This is a genomic window from Kribbella orskensis (assembly GCF_004342085.1).
In the GTDB taxonomy this organism is placed as follows: domain Bacteria; phylum Actinomycetota; class Actinomycetes; order Propionibacteriales; family Kribbellaceae; genus Kribbella; species Kribbella orskensis.
The window spans coordinates 76,886-87,220 of sequence record NZ_SLWM01000028.1; the positions used below are offsets into that span (position 1 = coordinate 76,886).

Sequence of the window (10,335 nt, forward strand, 5' to 3'; positions counted from 1 at the left end):
TGCTGGATGATCGGCCATCGAGTCGGCCGCGGCTCCGCTGGTTGAGTATCCGGACATGACAGCAACCACTCAGCGGACGATCGTGCCGGCGCGGGCCGGACGAGCCGTCCGGGTCGCGCGTGGCCAGTTCGTCCGGGTCACCGATCTGGCCGGACAACAGGTCGGCGACCTCTTCGCCTTTCCCGGCGACCAGACCACCGAACACCTGAGTGCCTCGCACACCCGGCTCACCACGAGCAGGCTGTTCCCGGCGCTCGGCGAGACCTTCGTGACGACCGAACGGCGCCCGATCCTGACCCTGGTCGAGGACACGTCGCCCGGGTACCACGACCTGCTGGTGGCCGCCTGCGACCGGGCCCGGTACGACCTGCTCGGCGCACCGGATCACCCTTCCTGCGCAGACAACCTGACTACCGCGCTGGCCGCACTCGGGCTCGCGACGCCGGTGGTCCCGCAGCCCGTCAACGTCTTCATGCGAGTGCCCGTCGCGGCCGACGGAACCCTGGAGTCGTTGCCCGCAGCCACCAAGCCCGGCGACTCGATCACCTTCCGGGCGGAGCTGGACTGCGTCGTCGCGGTGTCGTCCTGCCCGCAGGACCTGACCTGGCTGAACGGTCCGGGTCCGACCGATCTCGCCCTCGACGTCCTGGAGGACCTCCGATGACCCACCCCACCCTCGAGCCGCTGCGACTCGGCTCGTTCGAGCTGCCGAACCGCCTGGCCGTCGCGCCGATGACGCGCGTCTCGGCCACCCCGGACGGCGTACCGACCGTCGAGATGGCGGAGTACTACGCCGGCTTCGCCGCTGGTGGGTTCGGGTTGATCCTGACCGAGGGCACCCACACGGATCACCTGTACAGCCAGGGATATCTCAACCAGCCGGGGCTCGTCACCGGCCGGCAGGTGCTCGCCTGGCAGGACGTCACGAGCCAGGTGCACGCGGCCGGCGGACGGATCGTCTCGCAGTTGATGCACGCCGGCGCCCTCTCCCAGGGCAATCCGTACTCCGAGGCCACGGCCGGGCCGTCTCCGGTGAAGCCACTCGGCGAGATGATGCCGGACTACGGCGGGAGTGGTCCCTGGCCGGTGCCGGGCGAACTGACCTCCGCCGACCTGGACGCGGTAGTCGCCGGCTTCGTGACCGCGGCGCTGAACGCCCGGGTCGCCGGATTCGACGGGGTCGAGGTGCACGCCGCGAACGGCTACCTGCTCGACCAGTTCCTGACGGACTACACGAACCAGCGAACCGACGAGTACGGCGGTTGCGTGTCGAACCGGATCCGGCTGACCACCCGGATCGTCGCCGCGATCGCCGCCGCGGTGCCCGCGGACTTCCTCGTCGGCGTCCGGTTGTCCCAGACGAAGGTCAACGACCTGGTCTACCGCTGGCCGGGTGGAGCCGCCGACGCCGAGGTGATCTTCCCGGCGGTCGCGGACGCGGGCGCGTCGTACCTGCACATCGCCAGCGAGGGCCGGAACTGGATCGACACGGCCCGTCTCTCCGGCGGCCAGACCATCACCGGGCTCGCTCGCCGGCTCACCGGGCTCCCGGTGATCGCCAACGGCGGTATGCACGACCCGGCCCAGGCCGCGCAGGTGCTGGCGGACGGCCACGCGGACCTGTTGTCGCTCGCCCGGGGCGCGCTGGCCAACCCCGACCTGCCGCGGCGGCTCGAGGAGGAGCGGGAGTTGGAGGCCTTCGACCGCAACTCCCTGCATCCCGATGTCACCCTGGCGAGCGCCCGGGCATGGCAGGCTGTCAGGTCATGACCTGGCTTGCGGGAGCCGCGGCGGTGGCGGCACTCACCTTCGACGTGGACGCGGAGTCGCCGATCCTCGCGCAGGGCGGCCACTACGCCGAGCACCTGACGACGATGTCGCACCAGTCGTACGGACCCGACGTCGGCGTACCGCGGATCCTTGACCTGCTGGACGATCTGGAGGTTCCGGCGACGTTCTTCGTACCCGGCTGGGTCGCGGAACAGCGGCCGGGGCTGGCGGCGAACATCGTCGAGCGGGGACACGAGGTAGCCCACCACTCCTACAGTCACCGGCCACCAACCTCCCTGACGGGGGCCGAGGAGCGGAACGACTTCGAGCGGGCCCTGGCGGTCTTCGAGTCCCAGGGCATCACCGTGAGCGGCCACCGGGCCGCACTATGGGAGGCGAGCCCGCAGACGCCTGGACTGGTCGCGGAGCACGGGCTGCTCTACGACTCGTCCCTGATGGGCGACGACCGGCCGTACCTGCTCAGTGCCGGCGGTGTGGTCGAACTGCCGGTGCACTGGTCCCTGGACGACTGGGAGCAGTACGCGTATCTCCCGGCTCCGCAGATCGGCTCGGTGATCGAGTCACCTCGCAAGGTACTGGAACTGTGGAAGGCCGAGCTGGACGGGATGCGGTTCTACCACTGCCTGTTCACGCTCTGCCTGCATCCGTTCCTGTCCGGGCGACCCGGGCGGCTGCTGGCTCTGCGCGAACTCATCGAGTACGCGCAGAACCGTGGTGATGTGGAGTTCGCCCGGTGCCGCGACCTCGCAGTACGGGCGTCGGCTGATGACTCGGTGGCTGTACGGCCCGTTTCGCCTGTGGTGGTTGACCCCTCGGTCTATCCCTGAGCCAGCTCGTCGGCCTCCAGCGCCAGATAGAGGTCCACCCGGTCTTCGGTACGACCGGTGTCGCGTCCGGTCAGCTCGGTGATCTTGGCGAGCCTGTTGCGCAAGGTGTTCACGTGCACGTAGAGCGCGGCGGCGGTGGCGGCGTACTGGCCGTCGTACTGGAGGAAGGCCTTGAGGGTGGTCTCCAGCTCGGCGTCACGGCGACGGTCGAACTCCCTGAGCGGTACGAGTACTCCGTCGGCGAAGTTGCGCAGGGTCTCGGTGTCCTGGAGGCCGAGGAGCAGGCGGTGTGTCCCCAGCTCATTGAACGAGGCAACCGCCTGGCCCTGGCGTCGCCGCAGTACCCGGCATGCTTCACGGGACTGGATCAGCGGCTGCCGCAGAGCTTGTGCTGTCGCAGCAGGCTCTCCTAGGCCGACTACCGCCCGCCTGCCAGGGAATCGCTGCGCTATCGAGCGGAGCAGCGCCTCTGCCAGCTCGTGAAGCTCCTTGCGCGGCCGCTGCAGTACTGCGACCACGTCCTGGCTGCCGCCGGCTACAACCACCGCGAGGCTCTGATCCAGGAAGAAGCTGCCCACTGTCTCCGACAACCCAGGCAGCGTCGACTCGTCGCCATCCGCGAACGCTGTCGTCAGCACCACGAGCTCACCGGTCGGGTCCACGCCGAATGCCCGCAGCCGGTCCGGTACCTCGGCAGCGCGCCGCGTCCCCGACAGGATCATGTCGAGCAGCTCGCTGGCGAACCGGAGCTCGATCGCCTGTACTGCTTGCTGTTTCGCCACCTCCAGGCTCAGGAACCGCGCCGCCTGGTCCAGCGCATCCTGCTCCTGACGACTGAGCTCGGTGACGGGCTTCAGGCAGACGAGCGCGGCATCGGTGTCCCCCACCGCTCCGACCAGGAACAGTGTCGCCCTGCCTTGCTCACCGGCCAGATCGACCTCCAGCGGCGGCGGATGCCTTGCCAGCCCTTCAGCGACGAGGCGCCGCTGCTCTGCTGACAGCTCGGCTCCTGCCGACGCGAGCGGCCGGGCCATCCGGTCAACGACCGCCAGCGGCAGCTCATGCTCGCGCCGCAGCACCGCCAGTACTCCGGATGCGCCGGCGCCGTGAGAGATGGCCTGGGCCAGCGCGTCTCCCCGTCTCACCATGCCCACCAGGGCGTCCCTGCGCTGGTCCGCACGAAGCGCCGAGGCCGCTTCGGTGACCGCGGTGAACGGCACCCTGGTGGAGATCTCCAGCAGCGGCAGTCCCAGCTCCTCGCACGCGTCGACCAAGGCCTGCGGGGTTTCCGGGGTCTGCGCGCGGAGGCCGAAGATGATGCCGGCGGCACCGGCCCGCCGTACGTTCCTGGTGAAGTCCGCCGCGGTGGTCTGCTCCTGCCACAGGCCGTTGGTCAGCACGATCTCGCCCTCGCGCACGTACGGCGACGGATCGGGCAGCTCGGTGTTGTGCACCCAGAGAGCCGCTCCGTCCAGGCTGCCGTCGGCGCCCGCGACGAGAAGCTCGAGCTCCAGGGACGGGTCTTGCAGGAGCGTGGCCAGGGTCAGCATGCTGTGAAGATATCCATCTGAGCTGCATTTCACTAGAGATCTGTCCACTGACCCCGGGGAGGTCCGGCTGGTTTTCTGAGCCATCACCGTGGCTTGTGTGTCGCAGGCCACCACCCCCTGGAGGCCGCCATGAGCACCGCCGAAGCCGTCCCGTTCGACGCCCACGGAGTCGAGCCGATCCCACCGTCCGGTCGCGACTCCAGCCCGCACGAGCAGTTCTGGATCTGGGCCGGCGCCAACCTGGCACCGATCAACTGGGTGCTGGGCGCGCTCGGCATCACCCTCGGGCTGAGCCTCCTGGAGACCCTCCTGGTGGTCGCCGGCGGGAATCTCATCGGCTGCGCGGTCTTCGGCCTGTTCAACGTGATCGGTCATCGCACGGCGGTCAACCAGATGGTGCTCGGCCGGGCGCCCTTCGGCCGGCGTGGAGCGATCATCCCCGGCATCGTCCAGTGCCTGCTGACGATGGCTTGGGTAGGAGTGAACACCTGGGTGGTCCTCGACCTGGTGATGGCCGTCCTCGCCAAGCTCGGCGTCTCTGGTGGTGTGGCCGTGGAGTACCTGGTCGCCGCGGTGATCATGGTCGTCCAGCTCGCCCTCGCGCTGTACGGCTTCTACGCCATCCGGACCTTCGAGAAGTACACGGTGCCCGTGACAGTGCTGGTGATGGCGGTCATGACCGTGCTTGCTCTGAGCCGTGCGGAACTGCACTGGACGGCGGCGACAGCTGTCGACCAGGGCGCGAAGCTCACCGCGATGACCCAGTTGATGACCGCGATCGGGGTGGGCTGGGGACTCACCTGGCTCCCCTATTCCGCCGACTACAGCCGCTTCGTCCGACGGGAAGCCTCCAGCCGTTCGGTGTTCTGGGCGTCGGCGCTCGGGATGTACGTGCCGACCGTCTGGCTCGCAGCACTCGGCGCCTGCCTGGCCAGCGCGGGCACCGGGAGCGACCCGTCGTCCCTGGTGATCAGCACCTTCGGCGCGATGGCCCTGCCCGTCCTCCTGCTGATCATGCATGGCCCGGTCGCGACGAACATCCTGAACCTCTACTCGTGCTCGCTGGCCGCGCTGTCCATCGGCATCAAGGTGGCGCGCTGGAAGATCACGCTGGCGGCCGGTCTGGTGGCGTCCGGCGTCCTGGTGGTCTTCGTCCGCGCCGACAGCTTCGCGCACGCCTTCGACAACTGGATGGTGTCGATCCTCGTCTGGATCACCCCGTGGGCGGCGATCGTCGCGGTCGACTACCTCGTACTCCGTCGTGGCCGCCTGCATGTCCCGAGCCTGTACGCCGCGGACTCGCAGTACGGGCTGTGGAACGTCGGGGCGCTGGTGAGCCTGGCACTGGGGTTGGCGGCCGGGTGGTCCTGGCAGTTCGGGCTGGTGCCTGCCATGCAAGGTCCGGTGGCAACTGCGTTCAACAACACGGACTTCTCCTGGCTCTCGGGATCAGTGGTGGCCGGTGGGCTCTACTACCTGGTCGGGCGACGTGCCAGGTCCCTGTCGGTAGCAACGCTTCGCCTGGAGAGCCAGTGAGCGTCCGTATCCTCACCACCGGCGGCACGATCGCCTCTGCCGCCGCTGTAGGTGGCGCTGTCAGCGTTGCCGTTGGTGGTGGCGACCTCGTCGGTATGGCAGAGCTCCCTGAGCCGGCGTCTGTCCGAGAACTGGTGTGTCGGCACAGCTTCTCCTTCACGCTCGCCGACCTCCTGGAACTCGTCACCCAGATCCTCGACGAGACCGGCCGCCACGACGGGGTGGTCGTCACCCACGGCACGGACACGATGGAGGAGACGGCCTACTTGCTGGATCTGCTGACTCCTGGGGATCAGCAGGTGCCGGTGGTGCTCACCGGTGCGCAGAGGCACGCGGGCGAGGCGGACTCCGATGGCCCGAGGAACCTGGCTGACGCAGTACAGGTGGCTGCTTCACCTGCTGCGCTAGGGCTTGGACCGTTGGTGGTGATGGACGGGCGGATCCACGCGGCTCGCCAGGCGGTCAAGGTGCAGACGCTCGCACCGGACGCCTTCGCGTCGTACAACGGCGGTCCGGTCGGCGAGGTACGCCGCGGGGTGGTGCGCTTCTGGTCGCGGCCGATCAGACCGCCTGGCTTCGCGCTGGAGAACCTTCAGTCGCTGCCGCGGGTCGACGTCGTGCCGTCGTATGTCGGAGCGGACGGAGTACAGCTGGCGGCTTGCCGCGCTGCGGGTGCCCGTGGGGTTGTGCTGGAGGCTCTCGGAGCAGGCAACCCCACGCCAGGGCTCTTGGAAGAGGTCGTCGCCACGACGGCTGCGAGTATCCCTGTCATCGTCACCAGCCGCTGCGCCAGCGGTCCTACTGCGGCCATCTACGGCTCAGGCGGAGGCGCCGCTCTAGTCGAAGCGGGTGCGGTGATGGCTGGCCCGGTGCCCACCTCGAAGGCCCGCATCCTGCTGGCAACGGCGCTCGCGGCGTCGTCGCTACCTCGCCTCCACTCCCACCTCGTCTGAGGGCCTATGGGCGGTGATAGAGGCTGAGGAACTCTTCGCGGAGGGGCTTGCGAGCCGCGCGGTGCCGCTCGGTGAGCCGGCCGAGCGAGAACAGCAGCTCGGCATCGCCCTGGTCAGCGGCGTCCCGCGCTTGCGCGCTGAGGGCATCCGCAGCCGCGCAGTGATCCTGGTGCTGCCCCAGCAGTTCCTGGTACTTCGCTGCGTGGGCGGCCGTCTCCTTGGCTTCCTCACCCAGGACGGAGGCGGCCGTGTTGGCCGCATAGCGCACGCGCTTCGCCAGCAACCGCACCTCGTGCCAGTCGTCGTCCTCGGTCCACGGCTTCAGCTGGTCGGCCGCGGCGGCGAACGCCTGTTGTGCCGACGCAAGCAGCTGAGGAAGCACCTCGACGGCAGGTCTCGCCGCCTTCTTGTTGAGCTCGGGCGCCGCCACCACCGCCTCGAGATCGTCCAGCAGCAAGCCGGTCCGGTCCCCCAGAACCACCTCGGCGGCCTGTGCGGCCGCCCGCTCCAACCCGACCGTCAACGTGGTCAGAATCGTCGCCACATGCTCCGGATCATCCTCACTGGTCGCATTCTCCCGAACCAGCTCCGCAATCACCTCGAGGTCTCGAGCCTCCCCACAACTGGCCGCCAGATAGGCCAGCTCCGTTCGCAGGTCCCTGGCCCACTCCCCGGCCAGCACCTTCCGGAACAACTTCAAATCACTCCGCAACCGCCGACAAGCGACCCGCACCTGATGAATCGCATCATCCTCCCCCTTCTCCACCATCCCCACAGCCCGCCCCAACCGCCCCGCGCCCTTCCCAAGCGCCGCAGAAACCAACTCCCCCACAAGCACCCCGTGAACCTCCGCCCCCGGCCCGCGCTCAAGCCCACCCGTTAGCTCGCCTACCCCGGGCAACGGCCGGCCCTCTACCTCGCCCGCCGCTCCGTTCTCTTCCGCAGCCGACAGTCGGCGTTCCACCCCGCTCACGCCCTCGCCGACTCCCACGCCGCCGTCCGACCCCGAACCCACGCTCTCCGCCATCCCCCCATTCTCTCCGCCCGCACACACCCCCGCGCCGTCCGCGCAGGCAAAAGCGGCCCGGACAGGCGGTGGGTTTGTCCCACCGGCCTGTCCGGGCCGCTCAGAACCTGTCAGTCCTTCGGCTTCTCTTCGTCTTCGTCCTGGTCGTCGACCTCGTCTGCAGGCGCTTCGGCCGGGAGGTCGTCCTCTGCGTCGGCTGCGACGTCGACCTCGTCGTCCAGATCGTCGTCCACGAGAACGTCATCCTCGTCGTCAGCAGTCGCTTTCAGAGCCTCAGCGGCCGCGGCCAGGTCCTCTTCGGTGATCTCGTCCTCGTCGATCTCGTCCTCGGCGGGGGCTTCGTCCTCCTCGGTGACCTCCTGGATGACGAAGTCGTCCTCGTCGTCCAGATCGGTGAACTGCAGCCCTTCGAGCTCGGCCGCACGCTCGGCAGCACCGGTGGAACCGTCCTGGTCGGCACCGGCAGCACGGTGGAACCAAACCAGCGCGTCCTCGGTGCGACCAGCTTCAGCCAGCGCGTCGGCGTACGCATAACGCAGGCGCGGCAGCCAGTCGGCGCGGGTCCGCTTGGTCAGCTCGGGGACCTCGAGCGTCTGGATCGCCGCCGCGGTCTGGCCCATGTCACGCCGGGCACCGGCCGCGACGATCAGCATCTCGATCTGCGAACCCTCTTCGAGGTCCTTGACCTGCTTCTCCCGCGACAGCGCAAGCGCCTTCTCCGGCCGGCCGAGCGCACGCTCGCAGTCCGCCATCGTCGGCAGCACCTCGTGGTTGCCCGTCATCCGCCGCACCGCACGGAACTCGGTCAACGCCTCGTCATAGTGCTCAGACAAGTACGCAGTAACAGCCACAGCCTCCCGTACGCCGCCCAGGCGCGCCGCGAGCCGTCGGGCGGTCTTGGCGTGCTGGTAGGCCAGCTCAGGATCGTCGTCCAGGAACCGCCCGGAAGCGACCAGGTGCTGTGCGACTAGGTCCGCCAGGCTGCGCGGAAGCGACCGGAGCTCGGCCTTCACCGACCGATCGAGCTCGGCACCGGTGATCCCGGCCGGAATGACCGGGTCGTCCTTGCGCGGACCGACCTTCTCCTCGTCGTGCCGGCTCGCACCACTGCCACGGCCACCACGCTCGTTACGCCGCCCACCACGCTCGTCCCGACGCGGTCCGCCACGGTCGTCCCGCCGCGACCCATCCCGGTCATCCCGACGCGGCCCGGAGCGATCTCCGCCCTGATAACCAGTCCTGTCGTCCCGACGCGGCCCCGAACGCTCACCACCCACGCGGTCATCCCCGCGCGGTCCAGTCCGCTCACCACCCCGGTACCCAGTAGGCCCTTCCCGCCGCGGCGCCGGACGATCCCCGCCCTGGTAGCCGCCACGGTCATCCCGACGCGGCGCCGAACGATCCCCGCCCTGGTAGCCGCCACGCTCATCGCGCCGAGGCGCCGAACGGTCGCCACCCTGGTAACCACCACGCGGCGCAGAACGATCCCCGCCCTGGTAGCCGCCACGCTCATCGCGTCGAGGCGCGGAGCGATCGCCGCCCTGGTAACCACCGCGGTCATCGCGCCGAGGCGCCGAGCGATCGCCGCTCTGGTAACCGCCACGGTCATCGCGCCGAGGTGCTGAGCGGTCGCCGCTCTGGTAGCCGCGGTCGTCGCGCCTAGGGGCGGACCGGTCGTCACGGCTGCTCGACGGGTACTGACCACGGAAGGGGTCACGCTCGCCGCCGGTGTTCTTGTCGTCCCACTTGGTGTTCCGACGCGGCGCGCGCTCATCGGAACGCGCTCCGGAGCGGTCATCCCGACGCGGGCCCGAACGGTCGTCACGACGCGGCGCGGAACGGTCGTCCGAACGCGGCCCGGAGCGGTCGTCGCGGCGAGGAGCCGACCTGTCATCCCGGCGAGGACCAGAACGGTCGTCGCGACGGGGAGCTGACCGGTCGTCACGGGACGAACTCGAGCTACGGGGACCGCTGCCGGCGCTGCGGGGAGCACCACCGCCTGCGCCACCGGTACCGCCACTACGCGGGACGCCGCCACTGCCGCCGGTGCGCGGAGCACTGCCACGGCTCGACGAGCTACCACGGCCAGCCGAGCTGCTGCCGCCGCGGCTACCGGAGCCGCCTGTTCCGCCAGATCCGCCCCTGAAGCCGCCGCCTGAGCGGTCGCCTCCAGTGGAGTCGGAACGCCCACCGCCGGCTCGGCCGGCACCGCCGGACGAACCACGGCCGGAGCGATCGCCCGGGCCAGAGCGAGGGTTGCGAGGTGGCGTAGCCACGGTGACTCCTATCGGTCGTACGAGGTGTTGACGCTCAGACAAAAATACAGGCACAAACATTAAGGGCCACCCGGTGTGGGTGGCCCTTAACAGTGTGAATGTCCGGCGACGTCCTACTCTCCCACGACCTCCCGGTCGCAGTACCATCGGCGCTGTCGGGCTTAACTTCCAGGTTCGGAATGGAGACTGGGTGTTTCCCCGACGCTATGGTCACCGTAACTCTATAGAAATATCAACCAACCACACTACAGTCACTGCACCCTCTCTCGAGGGGCATGGTGCTGGGGGTTGACCGTATTCCGGGAACCGTATAGCGGACGCGTACATCTTCGCAGCAAGTTTTGTTGACCACACGAGTGTGGTGTTGAGACAAGC

General features: G+C 69.1%; 8 protein-coding genes and 1 rRNA gene. 5 read left to right on the plus strand and 4 right to left on the minus strand.

All coding sequences use genetic code 11. The annotated features are described in order from the left end of the window. Positions 1-55 precede the first annotated feature (55 nt). The 3 genes from EV644_RS39035 to EV644_RS39045 are packed head-to-tail and all read left to right on the plus strand — an operon-like array spanning position 56 to position 2,618. Positions 56-664 carry a DUF1989 domain-containing protein gene (locus EV644_RS39035; protein ID WP_132195874.1) on the plus strand — a complete coding sequence of 203 codons (609 nt, stop codon included), beginning with the start codon at positions 56-58 and terminating at the stop codon, positions 662-664. After that, positions 661-1,770 carry an oxidoreductase gene (locus EV644_RS39040; RefSeq protein ID WP_132195876.1) on the plus strand — a complete coding sequence of 370 codons (1,110 nt, stop codon included), beginning with the start codon at positions 661-663 and terminating at the stop codon, positions 1,768-1,770. Before EV644_RS39035 ends, EV644_RS39040 begins: the two co-directional genes overlap by 4 nt. After that, positions 1,767-2,618, plus strand: a complete 852-nt coding sequence (locus EV644_RS39045; protein ID WP_132195878.1) for a polysaccharide deacetylase family protein — start codon at positions 1,767-1,769, stop codon at positions 2,616-2,618. Before EV644_RS39040 ends, EV644_RS39045 begins: the two co-directional genes overlap by 4 nt. Here EV644_RS39045 and EV644_RS39050 read toward each other — a convergent pair. Next, a complete protein-coding gene (locus EV644_RS39050; protein ID WP_132195880.1) occupies positions 2,609-4,168 on the minus strand; it encodes a PucR family transcriptional regulator in 1,560 nt (519 codons plus the stop codon). The genes EV644_RS39045 and EV644_RS39050 overlap by 10 nt on opposite strands. Positions 4,169-4,297: 129 nt before the next feature. On the opposite strand from EV644_RS39050, the gene EV644_RS39055 reads away from it, so the two are divergent. Further along, positions 4,298-5,704, plus strand: a complete 1,407-nt coding sequence (locus tag EV644_RS39055; protein ID WP_132195882.1) for a cytosine permease — start codon at positions 4,298-4,300, stop codon at positions 5,702-5,704. Then, positions 5,701-6,657, plus strand: a complete 957-nt coding sequence (locus tag EV644_RS39060) for an asparaginase (RefSeq protein ID WP_158293066.1) — start codon at positions 5,701-5,703, stop codon at positions 6,655-6,657. Before EV644_RS39055 ends, EV644_RS39060 begins: the two co-directional genes overlap by 4 nt. 4 nt (positions 6,658-6,661) lie before the next feature. Here EV644_RS39060 and EV644_RS39065 read toward each other — a convergent pair whose 3' ends face one another. From EV644_RS39065 to rrf, 3 genes are all read right to left on the minus strand, one after another. Further along, complete coding sequence (locus EV644_RS39065) at positions 6,662-7,684, minus strand: CHAD domain-containing protein (protein WP_132195886.1); 1,023 nt, start codon at positions 7,682-7,684, stop codon at positions 6,662-6,664. A gap of 110 nt (positions 7,685-7,794) precedes the next feature. Further along, positions 7,795-8,961 carry a tetratricopeptide repeat protein gene (locus EV644_RS39070; RefSeq protein WP_132333451.1) on the minus strand — a complete coding sequence of 389 codons (1,167 nt, stop codon included), beginning with the start codon at positions 8,959-8,961 and terminating at the stop codon, positions 7,795-7,797. A 1,099-nt stretch (positions 8,962-10,060) separates the two neighbouring features. Next, positions 10,061-10,178 (minus strand): 5S ribosomal RNA (gene rrf, locus EV644_RS39075). Positions 10,179-10,335: the final 157 nt, after the last annotated feature.

Excerpts from the sequence above, each read along its gene's own strand:
- EV644_RS39040 (WP_132195876.1), top strand. The coding sequence starts at position 661 with ATGACCCACCCCACCCTCGAGCCGCTGCGACTCGGCTCGTTCGAGCTG.
- EV644_RS39065 (WP_132195886.1), bottom strand. The coding sequence starts at position 7,684 with ATGGCGGAGAGCGTGGGTTCGGGGTCGGACGGCGGCGTGGGAGTCGGC.
- EV644_RS39055 (WP_132195882.1), top strand. The coding sequence starts at position 4,298 with ATGAGCACCGCCGAAGCCGTCCCGTTCGACGCCCACGGAGTCGAGCCG.
- EV644_RS39035 (WP_132195874.1), top strand. The coding sequence starts at position 56 with ATGACAGCAACCACTCAGCGGACGATCGTGCCGGCGCGGGCCGGACGA.
- EV644_RS39045 (WP_132195878.1), top strand. The coding sequence starts at position 1,767 with ATGACCTGGCTTGCGGGAGCCGCGGCGGTGGCGGCACTCACCTTCGAC.
- EV644_RS39050 (WP_132195880.1), bottom strand. The coding sequence starts at position 4,168 with ATGCTGACCCTGGCCACGCTCCTGCAAGACCCGTCCCTGGAGCTCGAG.